Raw genomic sequence first — 17,786 nt, forward strand, 5'->3', positions numbered from 1 at the left:
CACGCCGACGGCGGCGGCTCCAGCTCGGCGCGTCTGACGCTCCCTCGCGACCTGGAGCCCGTCGTACGCCTCAGCATGACGGGCGATGCTACCACTCGGACGCCACCGCTTCGCCGGACGCGGTGTGCGAGGACCACCACGGCGGGCGAGGCCCGCCACCGGCGGCACCGGCCGAAACTCCTCAGAACAGGCTCAGCGGATCGACCTGGAGACGAACCGGATCGGCGGCCTTGCGGGCGGCCCGAGCGCCGGCGGCCGAGTGCAGCGCCTCGGCGAGCGCGGCGGCCCGGGCCCGGGGCACCCGAACCAACATCCGCTCCCGACCCTCCTCGGCCGGCACCGGCCCGAGCACCTCGGCGTCACCGGGCAGCCGGGCCGCGGCCAGCAGGTCCGCCACAGCCTCCGCCGGGCCGGTGACGCTCGCCATCCGGACGGCCGGCGGGAAGCCAAGCTCACGGCGCTCGGCCAACTCCCGGCCGGCGAACCAGCCGGCGTCCCAGCGCAGCAGCGCCTGCACGGGAGCGAGCGCACCGTCGGCGACCACCACCACCCGACCGGCCGGCGCCGGCCGGGCCAGAGCAGCAGCCGACAGCCAGCGGCGCAGCGCCTCCTCACCGGCGCGCAGGTCGGCCCGGGTCAGCAGGGCCCACGAGTCGAGCAGCAGCACCGCGCCGTAGCCGCCCTCGGCGACCGGCTCGGCACCCGGGGTGGCCACCACCAGGGCCGCCCCACCCGGCACGTCGGTCAGCACCTCCTCGCGCCCCGAGGTGCGCACCGGGACGCCGGGAAACGCCCGACCCAGCTCCTCGGCGGTCCGCCGGGCGCCGGTCACCGCGGCCCGCAGCCGCCGCCCACCGCACTGCGGGCAGGCGTACGCGGCCGCTACCCGCGCGCACCAGCGGCAGGCCGGGGTGCCGCCGGCCGAGGGCAGCGCGAGCGGGCCGGCGCAGTGCGCGCAGCGGGCCGGGGTGCGGCACTCCGCGCAGGATATCGACGGCAGGTAGCCGCGTCGGGGCACCTGCACCAGCACCGGCAGGTCCTGGCGGATGGCGTCCCGGGCGGCGGTCCAGGCCAGGCTGGGCAGCCGGGCGGTGGCGGCCCCGGGGTCACGGGCGAGCTGCGGGTCGTCGCCGGTCGGCGCGATGGCCGGGATCCGCGCCCGCACGGTGGCCCGGTCGGCGACCACCTCCGGGGCCCAACCGGTCTCCACCAGCAGCTGCGCCTCGGCCGTACGGGCGTACCCCCCGACAAGCGCGCCCACCTCGGCGAGGTGGGCGCGGGTGAGCAGCACGTCACGGGCGTGCGGGTACGGCGCCCGGGGCTCGGAGTGCAGGTCGTCACCGTCGTCCCAGATGGCGACGAGGCCGAGCCGGGCCACCGGGGCGAACATCGCCGCCCGGGTGCCGATCACCACCGGCACCTGGGCACGGCGAGCGGCGAGGAACGCCCGGTACCGCCGGGCCGGGCCGAGCGCGGCGGAGAGACTGACGTGTCGCCCCGGGCCGAGCACGGCGGTGAGCGCGGCGTCGAGGCGGTCGAGGTCACGCGCGTCGGGCACCACGACCACCGCGCCGCGCCCACCGGCGACGGTGGCCGCCACCGCGTCGGCGTAGCGGGCCGCCCAGTCCTCGCCGGGCAGCGCCGACCAGACCGCGCGGGGTGCCCGGCCGTCGGTGAGCGCCCGCAGCAGGGCCGGGCCGGTCGGATAGTCGCGCCACCCGCGCGGGTCGACCGCCTCGGTGGGGGCCGCCCGGACGGGCTGCTCGTCGAAGGGCTCCTTCTCCACCCGCGCGTGTCGTGGTGGCACGGCGAGCCGGAGCACGTCGGCGAGGCTGCCCGCGTACCGGTCGGCGACAGCCCGGGCCAGCCGGGCGACCTCGGGGGCCAGCACCGGCTCCGGCGAGACCACCTTCTCCAGGTACGCGAGGCGGCCGGTGTGCCCGGAGTCGTCAGCGCGCGAGAGCAGCCACCCGTCCACGAGTTGCCCGGCGAAGCGCACCTTCACCCGGGTGCCGGGCACCGCCACCTCGTCCAGCTCGGACGGGACCAGATAGTCGAACGGCCGGTCCAGGTGCGCCAGCGGGACGTCCACGCAGACGCGTGCGACCGGCGACCCGTCCGCGGGTCGCCGGTCGCTGCGCTTGGTGGCGGTCAGGCTCCCGCGGCCGACTTGAGGTCGGCGGCCCGGTCGGTGCTCTCCCAGGTCAGGTCCGGCAGCTCCCGGCCGAAGTGGCCGTACGCGGCGGTCTGCTGGTAGATCGGGCGGAGCAGGTTGAGGTCCCGGATGATCGCGGCCGGGCGCAGGTCGAACACCTCGGAGACGGCCTTCTCGATCGAGGCGACCGGCACCGTCTCGGTGCCGAACGTCTCGATGAACAGGCTCACCGGGTGGGCCTTGCCGATGGCGTAGGCGACCTGCGCCTCGCACCGCTCGGCCAGCCCGGCGGCGACCACGTTCTTGGCGACCCAGCGCATCGCGTACGCGGCCGAGCGGTCCACCTTGGACGGGTCCTTGCCGGAGAACGCGCCGCCACCGTGGCGGGCGTACCCACCGTAGGTGTCGACGATGATCTTGCGGCCGGTCAGCCCGGCGTCACCCATCGGGCCACCGATCTCGAACCGGCCGGTCGGGTTGACCAGCAGCCGGTAGCCGTCGGTGTCCAGGCCGAGGCTCTCCAACTCCGGAGCGATCACGTGGTCGCGCACGTCCGGGGTGAGCAGCGAGTCCAGCGAGATGTCGGCGGCGTGCTGGCTGGACACCACCACGGTGTTGAGCCGGACCGGGCGCAGCCCCTCGTACTCGATGGTGACCTGGGTCTTGCCGTCCGGCCGCAGGTACGGGATCGTGCCGTCCTTGCGCACCGCCGAGAGGCGGCGGGCCAGCCGGTGCGCCAGCGCGATCGGCAGCGGCATCAGCTCGGGCGTCTCCGAGCAGGCGAAGCCGAACATCATGCCCTGGTCGCCGGCACCCTGCGCGTCGAGCGCGCTCTCCGACGCCCCGGTACGCAGCTCGAAGGCGTTGTCCACACCCTGCGCGATGTCCTCGGACTGGGCGCCGATGGAGACGCTGACCCCGCAGGAGGCCCCGTCGAAGCCCTTCTTCGACGAGTCGTAGCCGATGTCGAGGATGGTCCGGCGGACGATCGTCGGGATGTCGGCGTACGCCTTGGTGGTCACCTCACCGGCGATGTGCACCTGACCGGTGGTGATCATGGTCTCCACCGCCACGCGGCTGTGGGGGTCCTCGGTCAGCAGCGCGTCGAGGATGCCATCGCTGATCTGGTCAGCGATCTTGTCCGGGTGGCCTTCCGTGACCGATTCGGACGTGAAGAGACGGCGTGTCACGGCACTCCTAAGCGTGTGAGGTCGTTCCGCGGCAGTCTAATCACCACTGCGGTCGGTGTCGGGATCGGTCACGCCCTGTTCCACCCGTCAGGAGTGATCGGGCAGCCGCGCCACGACGAGATCCCAGACGGCGTCGGCCACCGCGTCCTTGGCCTGCTCGGGCAGCCGGCTGACCGAACCGTCCGCGCCGATCACCGTCACCGTGTTGGTGTCGGCGCCGAAGACGAGATCCGGACCGACCTCGTTGACCACGATCAGGTCGGCCCGCTTCCGGGCGAGTTTCGCCCGGCCGTTGGCCTCGGCATCGCCGGTTTCGGCGGCGAACACCACCAGCACCTGCTCTGGTCGTTTGCGCTGGCCGAGCTCCGCCGCGATGTCCGGGTTCGTGACGAGCTCGATGGTGGGCGCGACGCCGTCGTCCGACTTCTTGATTTTGCCAGGCGCGTACGTCGCGGGTCGGAAATCGGCCGGAGCCGCCGCCATCACCACCGCGTCCGCCTCGACGGCGGCCTTGACTGTCGCCTCCCGCAGCTCGGCGGTGGTGCCCACCCGGAGGAGGTCGACGCCGGCCGGGTCGGCGAGGCCGACGTTGGCCGCGATCAGGGTGACCCGGGCGCCCCGGGCGACCGCCGCGCGGGCGAACGCGTACCCCTGCTTGCCCGACGAACGGTTGCCCAGGAAGCGGACCGGGTCGAGGGGCTCGCGGGTGCCACCGGCGGTGACGACCACCCTGCGGCCGGTCAGGTCGGCGGGTGCGGCGCCGCCGCGGGTCAGGAGCCGACTGGCGACGGCGAAGATCTCCGCCGGGTCGGGCAGCCGGCCCTTGCCGGTGTCGGCGCCGGTGAGCCGGCCGACGGCGGGCTCGATGACCCGCACCCCCCGGGAGCGCAGCGTGGCGACGTTGGCCACGGTGGCGGGGTGCTCCCACATCTCGGTGTGCATGGCCGGGGCCAGCAGGACCGGGCAGCGGGCGGTCAGCAGGGTGTTGGTCAGCAGGTCGTCGGCGAGGCCGTGCGCGGCCTTGGCCAGCAGGTCGGTGGTGGTCGGTGCGACCACCACGAGGTCGGCCTGCTTACCGAGCCGGACGTGCGGCACCTCGTGGACGTCGGTCCAGACGTCGTCGGCGACCGGTTGACCGGAGAGCGCGGCCCAGGTCGGCGCTCCAACGAAGCGGAGCGCCGACGCGGTTGGCACGACCCGAACCCGGTGGCCGGATTCGGTGAAGAGTCGCAGCAGCTCGCACGCCTTGTAGGCGGCGATGCCGCCACCGACCCCGAGGACGATCGAGGCGGACATCGGCAAGCGAGGGCTTACGGCTGGTCGGTCGGCTCGGCGGTGAGCAGGCCCGAGTTGATCTCACGCATGGCGATCGAGAGGGGCTTCTCCTGCGGGGTGGTCTCGACGAGCGGGCCGACGTACTCCAGCAGGCCCTCACCGAGCTGGCTGTAGTAGGCGTTGACCTGGCGTGCGCGCTTGGCCGCGAAGATGACCAGCGCGTACTTCGACGTCGTCTTCTCGAGGAGCTCGTCGATCGGCGGGTTGGTGATGCCTTCGGGGTTGGCGATGGATCCCACGAATTAACCTCTGCGTCTTTCGAGCCGCGCGGACGCGGTGCTGAGTCTCAACGGTGCCCGACCGTCAGCCACGCACACGTGACCAGGCCGGATCCGGATAAGAAGAACCGAGTAAGCCTACCAGCTCGTCGACCACCCGTTCGGTGTGGTCGTGGGTCAACGCGTGTTCGGCGATGGCAGCCACCGCGGCGTCGGGCGCGTACCCGGGTGGGCTCAGCAGCACCAGCCGGACATCGGGCCGGCGCGCCCGGACCAGTACGGCGCCGCGCAGGTCGAGCGGGAGCAGGACCGGCTGCCCGGCGTCGAGCCGGGCGCGAAGCGGCGGGTACGGGGTGCCCCGGCGGTGCGAACCGATCCGGGACCACTCCAGCAGCTCGCCGTCGACGATCCGGCGATCGAACTCGGCGGGGGCGAGGAAGACGCGGTCCACCCCGTCGATCTCCGACTCCCGGCGCGGCCTGGTGGTTGCCGCGACCGGGACCCACACGGACGGAGAACGCGCCCGGACAAGCTCGACGACACTCTCCCTGCCGGAACCCGAAGGTCCAGCTAGGACAGTGAGCCGAGCCGCCGGGCGCGCCTCGTCATCCGTGCTCACTGCTTGTTTCTACACGCTGCCAGGTTCAGTTGGCGGCGAACTCTCCAAGCAGTGCCTTGCGCTGCTGCTCGCCGAGGCCACGCAGGCGACGGCTGTCGGCGATCTTGAGCTTCTCCATGATCTGGGTAGCCCGGATCTTGCCGATACCCGGCATGGCCTGCAGGACGGCCGACACCTTGAGCTTGCCGACGACATCGTCGCTCTCGGCCCGCTCGAGGACAGCACCGAGGGTGGTCTTGCCCTGCTTGAGCTGCTCCTTCAGCTGAGCACGGGCCTTGCGGATCTCCGCGGCCTTCTCGAGCGCGGCAGCGCGTTGTTCGGGGGTCAGTGACGGGAGCGGCACCAGTTCTCCTCAGGTCCCTATCGCGGCGGGCGGGGCGCACCACCGCATCTGTGAAACGTGGTGTCGCTGTGAACCAAGGGGTCCATGGTTCCCAGCGCGGGGAAAACTAGCGGCCAACGGAGCTTTCGGCAACGTGGGGGCCGCATGATCACCGTAGAGTGACCGACCCGTCAGTCAGTCACCGGGCAGGCAGAACGGCCCGGCAGTCGACAAGCACGCGGTCCGCGGCGGCCCGCAGCGCGGCCACATCGGGGCCAGCCGAGAGCACTTCCCGGGAGTACGAGGGGAGCACCGAGGCGAGACTCGAACCGAAGACCGTCCGCAGATCGGCTGCCCCGGCACCCTGCGCGCCGAGCCCCGGAGCGAGCAGTGCCCCACCCACACCGGAGAGGTCGTGACCGGTGTCACCGATGGTCGCGCCGACCACCAGACCGAAGCTCCCGAGCGGGGACGCACCCCTGTTGAGCTGGGAAATCTCGTCGATCACGGTCTGCGCCACGCTACGGCCGTCGGCCGTGACGGCCCGTTGCACGGCCGCGCCCTCGGGGTTGGAGGTGAGGGCCAGCACGAAAACCCCGCCGCCGTGCTCGGCGGCCAGCTCGAACATCGGCGCCAGCGAACCGACCCCGAGGTAGGGGCTCGCGGTGATCGCGTCGACATACACGGGGCTGGATGGATCGAGGTACGCGGCGGCGTACGCGCTCACCGTCGAGCCGATGTCGCCGCGCTTGACGTCGAGCAGAACGAGCGAGCCAGCATCCCGTAACTGTCGGATAGTTGACTCAAGAATCGCCACACCTCGGGATCCGAAACGCTCGAAAAAGGCCGACTGAGGCTTGACTACCGCAACCCGGTCACCGAGGGCTTCCACGACGGTTCGGCTGAACCGCTCGAGCCCCTGAACGTCGTCCGGGAGGCCCCACTGGGCCAGCAGACCGGGATGCGGGTCGATGCCCACACAGAGCGGGCCCCGTTCGGTGATGGCCCGGTGCAGCCGGGTACCGAAGCTCTCCATCGGAGTGTTCCCCTCTTCTCGCCCGGGCGGCTCCCCCGCCCGGGTAACCCGTCGACCCGGTGACCGGGCCGACTCAGCCGGCCGCCACCGCCGCCGCCACCCCGCTCGCGATCCGGGCCAGGTCGGCGTCGTCGGTGACGTACGGCGGCATCGTGTAGATCAGGTCGCGGAACGGGCGCAGCCACACCCCCTGGTCGACGGCGGCCGCGGTGGCCGCGGCGAGGTCGACCTCGTGGTCGAGCTGGACCACGCCGATCGCGCCGAGCACCCGGACGTCGGCCACGCCGGGCATGCCACGCAAGGGCTCGAGGCCGGCGCGCAGGCCCACACCGACCCTGGCGACCTGGCCGGCCCAGTCTCCGGCCCGCAGCAGCCCGATGGAGGCGTTCGCCACCGCACAGGCCAGGGGGTTACCCATGAACGTGGGCCCGTGCGCCAGCACGCCGGTCGCCGAGATGCCCCGGGCGACCTCCGGGGTGCACAGGGTCGCCGCGAGAGTCAGGTACCCACCGGTCAGCGCCTTGCCCACGCACAGCACGTCCGGCGTCACCTGGGCGTGCTCGGCGGCGAACATCTCGCCGGTACGGCCGAACCCGGTGGCGATCTCGTCGAAGATCAGCAGGATCCCGTGCGCGCGCGTCACCTCGCGCAGCACCCGCAGGTAGCCCGGGTGGTGGAAGCGCATCCCGCCGGCGCCCTGGACGACCGGCTCGACGATCACGGCGGCCAACTCGCCGGCGTACCGTTCGACCGTCTCCACCAGCGCCGCCACGTACGCGTCGTCGGGCGGGTCGGTGAAGCCGCCCGGCGGGACCGGGGCGAACACCTGCCGGGGCAGCACGTCGCCCCACAGGTGGTGCATCCCACCCTCCGGGTCGCAGACGCTCATCGGGTGGAACGTGTCCCCGTGGTAGCCACCCCGCCAGGTCGCCAACCGCCGTCGCTGCGGTTGTCCGACGGCCCGCTGGTACTGCAGGCACATCTTCACCGCCACCTCGACGCTTACCGAGCCGGAGTCGGCCAGGAACACGTGCTCCAGCCCGTCCGGGGTCAGCTCCACGAGGGTCCGGGCGAGCTGCACGGCCGGCTCGTGGGTGAGCCCGCCGAACATCACGTGGCTCATCCGGCCGAGCTGGTCGGTCACCGCCGCGTCCAGCACCGGGTGCCGGTACCCGTGGATCGCCGCCCACCAGGACGACATCCCGTCCACCAACTCCCGGCCGTCGGCGAGGGTGAGCCGCACCCCCTCGGCGCTGCGCACGAGATACGGCGAGGTCGCCGGCGGCAGCGCGCCATACGGGTGCCAGACGTGGGCCCGGTCGGCGGCCAGGATCTCCTCAGGTGTCACGCGTACTCCTCTGTGCCTCGAACGGTCCGGACGGCGGACGTCCCACGGCCCGGCCCGGCCGCGCCGCCGTCGATCCCGCCGCGGTCTGGCCCGCCGCCGCCGTCCGGCCCGCTACGGCCGTCCAGCCCGCCCCCACTTCCACTTCGCCTGCCTTTGCTCTGCACCCGCGGACGCGACACCCGGCGGTCGGGCGTCGCGCTCCTGGTGGTGCGTTCACGGGTGCAGAGCAAAGGGGCAACAACGGGCGTGGGCCCCCTGGCGCCGAGCGGGCTCGGCACCCGGTTGCGCCGGGCCAGCACCAGGCGGGGAACGGTCACCGGCCGGCGACGGGGTCCGGTGCCGCCGACGGGGGCGCGGACCCGGCGGTCGCGCGGACGGCGGCCCGGACCAGGGCCGGGCCCCGGTAGATGAATCCGGTGTAGAGCTGCACCAGGGCGGCGCCGGCGTCGAACATCCGTGCCGCGTCGTCCGGCTCCAGAATCCCGCCGACGCCGACGATGGGCAGCCGGCCGCCGGTCTCACGGTGCACGAACGCGACCACGTCCCGGGCCCGCCCGGTGAGCGGCCGACCGGAGAGGCCACCGGCCTGCGCGCCCCGCTCGACGTCGACGCCGGCGAGCCCCTCCCGGGACAGGGTGGTGTTCGTGGCGATCACCCCGGCGGCGCCCCGGGCCAGGCAGACCTCCAGCAGCTCGGCGATCGCCGCCTCGGTCAGGTCTGGTGCGATCTTGACCAGCACCGGCTTCTCCCCCACCAGCGCGCCGAGCAGCGCGTCCAGGTGGGCGCGGTCCTGCAACGACCGCAGACCCGGGGTGTTCGGCGACGACACGTTCACCGCGAAGTAGTCGCCGTGCCCACGCAGCGCCCGGTACGAGGCGAGGTAGTCCTCCACCGCCTCGTCCAACGGGGTCACCTTGGACTTGCCCAGCGAGATGCCCAGCGGCACCCCGAGCGGGCGCGGCAACGCCGCCAGCCGGGCGGCCAACGCGGCGGCCCCGGCGTTGTTGAAGCCCATCCGGTTGACCACCGCCTCGCTTGCCGGCAGCCGGAACAGCCGTGGCCGGGGGTTGCCGGGCTGGGCGTGCGCGGTGACCGTGCCGACCTCCACGAAACCGAAGCCGAGCGCCGGCCAGGCCGGCAGCGCCGCGCCGTCCTTGTCCATGCCGGCGGCCAACCCGACCGGGTTGGGGAACCGCACCCCGAACACCGTCCGGGGCGCGTTCACCGCGTACCGGGCCCGCAACGCGGCGAGCACGGCCGGCCGCCGCGACAGGGCGGCCAACCGCCGCAGCGTCCACTCGTGCGCCGCCTCGGCGTCCCCGCCACCGAGCCGGAACAACCACGGCCGCACCGCCTGCTCGAACAGCGTCACTGGGCCGCCCGCAGGATGGCGTGCAGGTCCTGCAGCGGGCGCACCTGCATGTCGCCGCGAATCCGCGCCTCGATGCCCATCACCGCCGCCGCCGCGCCGGGAACCGTGGTGATGCACGGGATGTCCGCGGTGACGGCCGCGCTGCGGATCTCGTACCCGTCGGAGCGGGCGCTGGCCCCCGAACCCTGCGGCGTGTTGATCACCAGCGCCACGTGGCCGCCGCCGATCAACGACACCGCGTCGTCGCCCGCACCGGCCTGGTAGTGCTTACGGACCTGCTCGCAGGCGATGCCGTGCCGGCGCAGCACCTCGGCCGTGCCGGCGGTGGCGACGATCTCGAAGCCCAGGTCGGCGAGCCGCTTGATCGGGAAGACCATGCCGCGCTTGTCCCGGTTGGCGACCGAGACGAAGATCTTCCCGGCGGTCGGCAGCGACCCGTACGCGGCCGACTGGCTCTTCGCGAAGGCGTGACCGAACTTGGTGTCGATGCCCATCACCTCGCCGGTCGACTTCATCTCCGGCCCGAGCAGGGAGTCGATCCCCTTGCCCGCGCGCGTCCGGAAGCGCTTGAACGGCAGCACCGCCTCCTTGACCGCGACCGGCACGTCGGCCGGCATCGTGCCGCCGTCCCCCGTCGCCGGCAGCAGGCCCTCGGCGCGCAACTCGGCGATGCTCGCCCCGAGCGCGATCCGGGCCGCCGCCTTCGCCAGCGGCACCGCCGTGGCCTTGGAGACGAACGGTACGGTCCGCGACGCCCGGGGGTTGGCCTCCAGGACGTAGAGCACGTCGTCCTTGAGGGCGTACTGCACGTTCAGCAGGCCGCGGACGCCCACGCCGCGGGCGATGGCCTCGGTGTACCGGCGGACCTCGGCCAGGTGCGAGCCCGCGAGGGTGATCGGCGGGAGCGCGCAGGACGAGTCTCCGGAGTGGATGCCCGCCTCCTCGATGTGCTCCATCACGCCGCCGATGTAGACCTCACCGTCGGCGTCGCACAACGCGTCCACGTCGATCTCGATGGCGTCGTCGAGGAACCGGTCCACAAGCACCGGGTGGTCCGGGGAGATGTCGGTGGCCCGGCCGATGTAGTCGCGCAACGTCGGGTCGTCGTAGACGATCTCCATGCCCCGCCCGCCCAGCACGTACGACGGCCGGACCAGCACCGGGTAGCCGATCTCGTCGGCGATCCCCTTGGCCTCGTCGTACGAGGTGGCCATGCCGTGCGCCGGCGCGCGCAGCCCGGCCCGGGCCAGCACCGCGCCGAACGCGCCGCGCTCCTCGGCCAGGTGGATCGACTCCGGGGAGGTGCCGACGATCGGCACACCGGCGTTCTTGAGCCGCTGCGCCAGCCCCAGCGGGGTCTGCCCGCCGAGCTGGACGACCACCCCGACCACACCCGGCCCGCCGGCCGCCCGGCCGGACGAGTCCTCGGAGTGCCAGACCTCCAGCACGTCCTCGAAGGTCAGCGGCTCGAAGTAGAGCCGGTCGGCGGTGTCGTAGTCGGTGGACACCGTCTCCGGGTTGCAGTTGACCATCACGGTCTCGTAACCGGTGCCTGCGGCACCGGAACCGGACGCAGCGGCTGCGCCGATCGGCGCGCTGCGCAGCGCCTGAACCGCGTGCACGCAGGAGTAGTCGAACTCGATGCCCTGCCCGATCCGGTTCGGGCCGGAGCCCAGGATCAGCACCTTCGGCCGGTCCGACGGCACGACCTCGGTCTCCAGGTCGTACGTCGAGTAGTGGTACGGGGTCGTCGCCTCGAACTCGGCGGCGCAGGTGTCCACGGTCTTGTAGACCGGACGCACGTCGAGACGGTGCCGCAGGGTGCGTACGCCGTCCTCGGCCGCCAACTCCGGGCGCAGCGCGGCGAGTTGCCGGTCGGACAGACCGGCCCGCTTGGCGCGGCGCAGCAGGTCGGCGTCGAGCACCGGCGCGTCCACGATCTCCGCGCGCAGCTCGATCAGCGCGGCGATCTGGTCCAGGAACCACGGGTCGATCCCGCCGGAGGCCTCGGCGACCTCGGCGATCGACGCGCCGAGACGCAGCGCCCGCTCCACCGTGTACAACCGGCCGTCGTGCGGGATCCGCAACGCGGCGAGGGTGTCCGAGCGGGTGGCCCCCTCCGGGTCTGGAGTGGTCCAGAAACCAGATGATCGGGTCTCCATCGAGCGCATCGCCTTGTTCAGCGCCTCGGTGAAGTTGCGCCCGAGGCTCATCGCCTCACCCACCGACTTCATGGTGGTGGTCAGCTCCGGGTCCGCGCCGGGGAACTTCTCGAACGCGAACCGGGGGATCTTCACCACCACGTAGTCGAGGGTCGGCTCGAACGCCGCCGGCGTCTTCAGGGTGATGTCGTTGGGGATCTCGTCGAGGGTGTAACCGATGGCCAGCTTCGCGGCGATCTTCGCGATCGGGAAGCCGGTCGCCTTGGAGGCCAGTGCCGAGGACCGCGACACCCGGGGGTTCATCTCGATCACGACGATCCGGCCGTCGACCGGGTTGACCGCGAACTGGATGTTGCAGCCACCGGTGTCCACCCCGACCTCACGGAGCACGGCGATGCCCAGGTCACGCAGGCGCTGGTACTCCCGGTCGGTGAGCGTCATGGCCGGCGCCACGGTGACGCTGTCGCCGGTGTGCACACCCATCGGGTCGATGTTCTCGATCGAGCAGACCACCACCACGTTGTCGTGCCGGTCGCGCATCAGCTCGAGCTCGTACTCCTTCCAGCCGAGCACGCTCTCCTCGATGAGGACCTCGTGCACCGGGCTGGCGGACAGGCCGTCGCCCGCGATGCGGGCCAGGTCCTCCGGGGTGTGCGCCATGCCGGAGCCCAGACCACCCATGGTGAACGACGGCCGGATCACCACCGGCAGGCCCAGCTCGGCGACCGTCGCCTCGACCTCGTCCATCGAGTGGCAGACCCGGGAGCGGGGCACCAGGGCGGTCGGGTCGTCGACGCCCAGCCGTACGCCGGCCTTCGCCACGATCTCCTTGAACAGCTGCCGGTCCTCGCCCCGGTTGATGGCGTCGATGTTCGCGCCGATCAGCTCCACGCCGTACTTCTCCAGGACGCCGCCCTCGTGCAGGGCGACGGCCGTGTTCAGCGCGGTCTGCCCGCCGAGGGTCGCCAGGATCGCGTCCGGGCGCTCCTTGGCGATGACCAGCTCCACGAACTCCGGGGTGATCGGCTCGACGTATGTCGCGTCGGCGAACTCCGGGTCCGTCATGATCGTCGCCGGGTTGGAGTTGACCAGGCTGACCCGGATCCCCTCGCTGCGCAGCACCCGGCAGGCCTGGGTGCCGGAGTAGTCGAACTCGCAGGCCTGCCCGATGACGATCGGCCCGGAGCCGATCACGAGGATGTGCTTGAGATCGGTCCGCTTAGGCATTGCTGCGCCCCTTGCTGTGGGTCCGGCTGCCGATCAGCTCGGCGAAACGGTCGAAGAGGTAGTCCGCGTCGTGCGGGCCCGCCGCCGCCTCCGGGTGGTACTGGACGGTGAAGGCGGGCACGTCGATCGCCCGCAGCCCCTCGACCACGTTGTCGTTGAGGCAGACGTGCGACACCTGAACGCCGCCGAAGTCGGTGTCGATCATCTGGTCGGGAACGACAGCGCCGACGCCGGCACCGGGCACCTGGACCGCGAAGCCATGGTTGTGGCTTGTCACCTCGACCTTGCCGGTGACCCGGTCGAGCACCGGCTGGTTGATCCCCCGGTGGCCGTAGCCCAGCTTGTAGGTGCCGAAGCCGAGCGCCCGACCGAGGATCTGACTGCCGAAGCAGATGCCGAACAGCGGCACCTCCCGGCGCAGCGCCTCCCGGGCCAGCGCCACCGGGGCGTCGGCGGTGGCCGGGTCGCCCGGACCGGGCGACAGGAAGATCGCGTCGGCGCCGGTGGCGAGCATCTGGTCGATGCTCGACGACGCCGGCAGTACGTGGGTGGTCACCCCACGGGTGGCCAGCCGGCGCGGCACGTTGCGCTTGATGCCCAGGTCCAGGGCGGCCACCGTGAACCGGCGCTCGCCCACGGCCTCGACGACGTACGGCTCGACGGTGCTCACCTCGGCGGACAGGTCCGCGCCGACCATCTGCGGGGCCTGGCGGACCCGGGCCAGCAGGCTCTGCGGGTCGTTGTCGATGCTGGAGATGCCGACGCGCATGGCGCCCCGCTCACGCAGGTGCCGGGTCAGCGCCCGGGTGTCCACTCCGCTGATGCCCACCACACCCTCGGTGGCGAGGCGGTCCTCGAGACCACCGGTGGCCCGCCAGTTCGAGCCGACCCGGGCCGGGTCACGCACGACGTAGCCGGCCACCCAGATCCGGCCGGACTCGTCGTCCTCGCCGTTGACGCCGGTGTTGCCGATGTGCGGCGCGGTCTGCACCACCACCTGACGGTGGTAGGAGGGGTCGGTCAGGGTCTCCTGATAACCGGTCATGCCGGTGTTGAAGACCGCCTCGCCGAAGGTCTCTCCGACGCTGCCGTACGCCTCACCGGGGAACGTGCGCCCGTCCTCGAGGACGAGGATCGCGGGTCTGCGCTTACTCACTTGACAGCCTTTCCGTCCAGGACCGTCGGCTCGCCGCGCAGGAAGGTCGCCACGATGCGACCTGGCAGCGTCATGCGGGCGTACGGGGTGTTGCGACTACGACTGGCCAGCTCCGTCGGCTCGATGGTGCGGCGGGCGGCCGGGTCGATCAGGGTCAGGTTGGCCGGCACACCCGGCGCGGGGTCGACACCGTGCCCGGTGAGGCCGGCGACCCGTGCCGGGGTGCGGGACATCCGCTCGGCGATCAGGTCCCACTGGGGGCCGAGCACGTCCAGCGCGATGGAGAGCGCCGTCTCCAGGCCGAGCATCCCCGGCCGGGCGTACGCCCACTCGCACTCCTTGTCCTCCACGGCGTGCGGGGCGTGGTCGGTGGCGATCACGTCGATCACCCCGTCGGCGAGGGCGGCGCGCAGCGCGGCGATGTCGGCGGCCGTCCGCAGCGGCGGGTTGACCTTGAACACCGGGTCGTAGCTCTCCGCACGCTCGTCGGTGAGGAGCAGGTGGTGCGGGGTCACCTCGGCGGTGACGCGTACCCCGCGGGCCTTGGCCTGGCGCAGCACCTCGACGCTGCCGGCGGTGGAGACGTGGCAGACGTGCAGTCGGCTGCCCACGTGCTCGGCGAGCAGCACGTCCCGGGCGATGATCGCCTCCTCGGCGACCGCCGGCCAACCGATCAGGCCGAGCCGGGTGGAGACCTCGCCCTCGTGCATCTGGGCGCCCTCGGTGAGCCGGGGCTCCTCGGCGTGCTGGGCGATGATCCCGTCGAACGCCTTGACGTACTCCAGGGCCCGGCGCATCAGCTTCGGGTCGGCGACGCAGTGCCCGTCGTCGGAGAAGATCCGCACCCGGGCCGCCGAGTCGGCCATCGCGCCCAGCTCGGCAAGCCGCTCGCCGGCCAGCCCGACGGTGACCGCGCCGATCGGCTGCACGTCGACCAGGCCGGCCTCCCGGCCGAGCCGCCAGACCTGCTCGACCACACCGGCGGTGTCCGCCACCGGGGAGGTGTTGGCCATCGCGCAGACCGCCGTGTAGCCGCCAAGCGCCGCCGCCCGGGAACCGGACTCGACGGTCTCGGCGTCCTCCCGGCCGGGTTCGCGCAGGTGGGTGTGCAGGTCGACGAGGCCGGGCAGGGCGACCAGGCCGGTGCCGTCGACGACTGTGGCGTCCGGCGCGGACAGGCCGGGCCCGACCTCGGCGACCACGCCGTCGCGGATCAGCAGGTCGGTCGGCGCGGCGCCGACGACGCTCACGTTGGTGATCAGGTACGCGGTCACCGGTTGTTCCCTCCGAGCAGCAGGTACAGGACAGCCATCCGCACGGAGACCCCGTTGGTGACCTGTTCGACGATTGTGGAGCGGGGTGAGTCGGCGACCTCGGGGGTGATCTCCATCCCCCGGTTCATCGGGCCGGGGTGCATGACGATCGCGTGTTCGGGCAGCCGGCGCATCCGCGGGGCGTCCAGCCCGTAGCGGCGGGCGTACTCGCGCGCGGAGGGGAAGTAGGAGTCGTTCATCCGCTCCCGCTGCACGCGCAGCATCATGACCACGTCCACGTTCGGCAGGACGTCGTCGAGGTCGTAGGAGACGTCGGTGCCGGAAGCGAGAGCGCCCGCGATGTCGACCGGGATCAGGGTCGGCGGACCGACCAGGGTGACCTTGGCGCCGAGGGTGGAGAGCAGCAGCACGTTGGAGCGGGCGACCCGGGAGTGCAGCACGTCCCCGACCACCGCGACCGACAGGCCGGCGAGCCGACCCAGCCGGGCCCGCATGGTGTACGCGTCGAGCAACGCCTGGGTGGGGTGCTCGTGGGTGCCGTCACCGGCGTTGACCACGGACCCGTCCACCCAGTTGGCCAGGCGGTGCGGCGCACCGGAGGCGGGGTGGCGGACGACCACGGCGTCCGCGCCCATGGCCTGCAGGGTCAACGCGGTGTCCTTCAGGCTCTCGCCCTTGGTGACGCTGGACCCCTTCGCGGAAAAGTTGATCACGTCGGCGCTGAGCCGTTTCGCCGCCGCCTCGAAGGAGATCCGGGTACGCGTGGAGTCCTCGTAGAAGAGGTTCACCACGGTCCGGCCGCGCAGCGCCGGCAGCTTCTTGATCTCCCGACCGGCGACGGTGGCCATCTCGGCGGCGGTGTCCAGGATCTCGGTGGCGGTGTCGGCGTCCAGGTCGCCGCCGGAGAGCAGATGTCTGATCATGAGCTGGCTCCCCCGTAGAGCTTGACCTCGTCCGTCCCGTCGATCTCGGCGAGCGTCACCTTGACGCTCTCGGCCAGCGAGGTCGGGATGTTCTTGCCGACGTAGTCGGCGCGGATCGGCAGCTCGCGGTGGCCCCGGTCGACCAGGACGGCGAGCTGCACCGAGGCCGGGCGCCCCACGTCGTTGAGCGCGTCCAGCGCGGCCCGGACGGTGCGGCCGGAGAAGAGCACGTCGTCGACGAGAACGACCCGCTTGCCGTCGATGCCACCCGGGGGCAACTCGGTCGGGCCCACCGCGCGGGTGGCGTGCCGACGGAGATCGTCGCGGTAGAGCGTGATGTCGAGCACACCGACCGGGACGACGACGTCCTCGAAGGCGCTGATCCGGTCAGCGAGCCGCCGGGCGAGCGGGGTCCCCCGGGTGGGAATCCCAAGAAACACCGTGTTGGCGGCGCCCTGGGTCTTCTCCAAGATCTGGTGAGCGATGCGGTCGACCACGCGCTGCACGTCGGCGCTGGCGAGAATCACCTTCACCGAGGGTTGTCGCGGTGGTGACGAACGGGCAGCCGGTGGGTACGCCACGGCGGACCTCCTTCCCCGCCTCACGGGACGGGTCGTTAAAGGATGTCGGGCACCTCCGGCCGGACCGCTCAGCAGACCTGGGCCGGGGCTTCCGCCACGTTACCAGTGGTCACCGGCGTGCCGGACGGCGGCCGCTGACCACCGGATCAGGTACCCGAATAGGGGATAACTTCGCGGAGGCTCCTCAACGGTAGGGTCACGACCACTTGACCACGTGTCGCATTCCCCGTACCGTCACGCTCCGTAGCGATCGACGGGAGAACCCCGAGCAGCACTGGGAGTGTCCGAATGCCCTCTGAATACGCCAAGTCTCTGGGCGCCCGCCTGCGCTCCATCCGCCAACAGCAGGGTCTGTCCCTGCAGGGGGTGGAGGAGAAGTCGAACGGGCGGTGGAAGGCCGTGGTGGTCGGCTCGTACGAGCGTGGCGACCGGGCCGTGACGGTGTCCCGTCTGGCCGAACTGGCCGAGTTCTACCGCGTACCCGTCTCGGAGCTGCTGCCTGACGGCAGTGGTGTCCGGCACGAGCCCACCAGCAAGATTGTCCTGGACCTGGAGCGGCTCTACGACGAGGCCTCCGAGGACCTGGCCTACGTCGCCCGCTACGCCCGCGCCATCCAGCAGCAGCGCGGCGACTACAACGGTCGGGTGCTCTCCATCCGCGCCGACGACCTGCGGGCGCTCGCGATCGTCTACGACGCCTCACCGTCGGGTCTGATCGAGCGGCTCACCGAGCACGGTGTGCTGGTGGCCGACCCTCGGGCGTTCTTCGCCTCCTGAGCTGTCGCAGCACCGCGAAGATGTGACTCTATGGGTACGCAGCGTTATCGCGACGACGGTCCGACAACGTGCGGGGGAACCAAACCGGGGG

At 72.2% G+C, this 17,786-nt stretch carries 15 protein-coding genes; 1 reads left to right on the forward strand and 14 read right to left on the reverse strand.

The window, feature by feature from the left end; genetic code table 11:
* Nucleotides 1-181: 181 nt before the first annotated feature.
* The 14 genes from ACWER9_RS18765 to pyrR all read right to left on the reverse strand — a co-directional run bounded on the left by ACWER9_RS18765 (nt 182) and on the right by pyrR (nt 16,918).
* The gene (locus ACWER9_RS18765; protein WP_452303048.1) at nt 182-2,155 is read right to left on the reverse strand and encodes a primosomal protein N'; all 1,974 of its coding nucleotides are present in this window, start codon (nt 2,153-2,155) and stop codon (nt 182-184) included.
* Nucleotides 2,152-3,345 carry a methionine adenosyltransferase gene (gene metK, locus ACWER9_RS18770; RefSeq protein ID WP_124778413.1) on the reverse strand — a complete coding sequence of 398 codons (1,194 nt, stop codon included), beginning with the start codon at nt 3,343-3,345 and terminating at the stop codon, nt 2,152-2,154. The genes ACWER9_RS18765 and metK overlap by 4 nt, the downstream gene beginning before the upstream one ends.
* An 87-nt stretch (nt 3,346-3,432) precedes the next feature.
* Nucleotides 3,433-4,641 carry a bifunctional phosphopantothenoylcysteine decarboxylase/phosphopantothenate--cysteine ligase CoaBC gene (gene coaBC, locus ACWER9_RS18775; protein WP_452303034.1) on the reverse strand — a complete coding sequence of 403 codons (1,209 nt, stop codon included), beginning with the start codon at nt 4,639-4,641 and terminating at the stop codon, nt 3,433-3,435.
* A gap of 14 nt (nt 4,642-4,655) precedes the next feature.
* On the reverse strand, nt 4,656-4,919 hold the full coding sequence (gene rpoZ, locus ACWER9_RS18780; RefSeq protein WP_030335666.1) for a DNA-directed RNA polymerase subunit omega: 264 nt from the start codon (nt 4,917-4,919) through the stop codon (nt 4,656-4,658).
* A gap of 64 nt (nt 4,920-4,983) precedes the next feature.
* Entirely contained in the window at nt 4,984-5,517 is a 534-nt protein-coding gene (locus ACWER9_RS18785) for a guanylate kinase (protein ID WP_452303035.1), read from the reverse strand.
* 25 nt (nt 5,518-5,542) lie between these two features.
* Complete coding sequence (mihF, locus tag ACWER9_RS18790) at nt 5,543-5,860, reverse strand: integration host factor, actinobacterial type (RefSeq protein WP_030335662.1); 318 nt, start codon at nt 5,858-5,860, stop codon at nt 5,543-5,545.
* Nucleotides 5,861-6,038: 178 nt separating this feature from the next.
* Nucleotides 6,039-6,875 carry an orotidine-5'-phosphate decarboxylase gene (gene pyrF, locus ACWER9_RS18795; RefSeq protein ID WP_452303036.1) on the reverse strand — a complete coding sequence of 279 codons (837 nt, stop codon included), beginning with the start codon at nt 6,873-6,875 and terminating at the stop codon, nt 6,039-6,041.
* A gap of 73 nt (nt 6,876-6,948) precedes the next feature.
* Nucleotides 6,949-8,223 (reverse strand): adenosylmethionine--8-amino-7-oxononanoate transaminase, encoded by a 1,275-nt coding sequence (locus ACWER9_RS18800; protein WP_452303037.1) that lies wholly within the window; start codon nt 8,221-8,223, stop codon nt 6,949-6,951.
* A 313-nt stretch (nt 8,224-8,536) separates the two neighbouring features.
* Nucleotides 8,537-9,595, reverse strand: coding sequence for a quinone-dependent dihydroorotate dehydrogenase (locus ACWER9_RS18805; protein ID WP_452303038.1), 1,059 nt, complete (start codon nt 9,593-9,595; stop codon nt 8,537-8,539).
* On the reverse strand, nt 9,592-12,984 hold the full coding sequence (gene carB / locus ACWER9_RS18810) for a carbamoyl-phosphate synthase large subunit (protein WP_452303039.1): 3,393 nt from the start codon (nt 12,982-12,984) through the stop codon (nt 9,592-9,594). The genes ACWER9_RS18805 and carB overlap by 4 nt, the downstream gene beginning before the upstream one ends.
* Nucleotides 12,977-14,140, reverse strand: a complete 1,164-nt coding sequence (gene carA, locus ACWER9_RS18815; RefSeq protein ID WP_452303040.1) for a glutamine-hydrolyzing carbamoyl-phosphate synthase small subunit — start codon at nt 14,138-14,140, stop codon at nt 12,977-12,979. The genes carB and carA overlap by 8 nt, the downstream gene beginning before the upstream one ends.
* Nucleotides 14,137-15,414, reverse strand: coding sequence for a dihydroorotase (locus ACWER9_RS18820; RefSeq protein WP_452303041.1), 1,278 nt, complete (start codon nt 15,412-15,414; stop codon nt 14,137-14,139). Before ACWER9_RS18820 ends, carA begins: the two co-directional genes overlap by 4 nt.
* Nucleotides 15,411-16,337 (reverse strand): aspartate carbamoyltransferase catalytic subunit, encoded by a 927-nt coding sequence (locus ACWER9_RS18825; RefSeq protein ID WP_452303042.1) that lies wholly within the window; start codon nt 16,335-16,337, stop codon nt 15,411-15,413. Before ACWER9_RS18825 ends, ACWER9_RS18820 begins: the two co-directional genes overlap by 4 nt.
* Nucleotides 16,334-16,918 carry a bifunctional pyr operon transcriptional regulator/uracil phosphoribosyltransferase PyrR gene (gene pyrR / locus ACWER9_RS18830; RefSeq protein ID WP_452303043.1) on the reverse strand — a complete coding sequence of 195 codons (585 nt, stop codon included), beginning with the start codon at nt 16,916-16,918 and terminating at the stop codon, nt 16,334-16,336. The genes ACWER9_RS18825 and pyrR overlap by 4 nt, the downstream gene beginning before the upstream one ends.
* Nucleotides 16,919-17,206: 288 nt before the next feature.
* Between pyrR and bldD the strand changes: the two genes are divergently transcribed.
* On the forward strand, nt 17,207-17,695 hold the full coding sequence (gene bldD / locus ACWER9_RS18835; RefSeq protein ID WP_007458348.1) for a transcriptional regulator BldD: 489 nt from the start codon (nt 17,207-17,209) through the stop codon (nt 17,693-17,695).
* Nucleotides 17,696-17,786 lie beyond the last annotated feature (91 nt).

This window comes from Micromonospora sp. NPDC003944, from assembly GCF_053605225.1.

Coding starts and splice junctions, on each gene's coding strand:
- bldD (WP_007458348.1), top strand. CDS start 17,207: ATGCCCTCTGAATACGCCAAGTCTCTGGGCGCCCGCCTGCGCTCCATC.
- ACWER9_RS18825 (WP_452303042.1), bottom strand. CDS start 16,337: ATGATCAGACATCTGCTCTCCGGCGGCGACCTGGACGCCGACACCGCC.
- coaBC (WP_452303034.1), bottom strand. CDS start 4,641: ATGTCCGCCTCGATCGTCCTCGGGGTCGGTGGCGGCATCGCCGCCTAC.
- carB (WP_452303039.1), bottom strand. CDS start 12,984: ATGCCTAAGCGGACCGATCTCAAGCACATCCTCGTGATCGGCTCCGGG.
- pyrF (WP_452303036.1), bottom strand. CDS start 6,875: ATGGAGAGCTTCGGTACCCGGCTGCACCGGGCCATCACCGAACGGGGC.